General features: G+C 52.4%; 1 pseudogene. It reads right to left on the reverse strand.

Annotated elements, in window-relative coordinates:
- Positions 1–129 precede the first annotated feature (129 nt).
- Positions 130–213: pseudogene (locus IB235_RS26080) on the reverse strand (IS6 family transposase); the annotation flags it as partial.
- Positions 214–254 lie beyond the last annotated feature (41 nt).

Here is a 254-nt window from a genome sequence, read left to right on the forward strand (position 1 = left end):
AGCAGATCCTCAGGGCGCTCAACACCCTTCAGCAGTTCATCCAGAAGTTCCTTGGAGATCGTCATGCATGCTTCCTTTCGGTGAAGCATGGACCGGATCAATCATACACAGAAGATCGGACACTCTCTAGGAGACGGGGTAACGCAGATAGAAAAACACCGCGAAGAGGATGACACTCTTCGGATACTGCGCCCACTTGAACGATATCGACACGACCCGCCGCCTCTCAGTTTTCCAGAAGCGTTGATAACGGC

Origin of the sequence: Paracoccus sp. PAR01, assembly GCF_014851995.1 — a bacterium.
Taxonomy (GTDB): domain Bacteria; phylum Pseudomonadota; class Alphaproteobacteria; order Rhodobacterales; family Rhodobacteraceae; genus Paracoccus; species Paracoccus litorisediminis.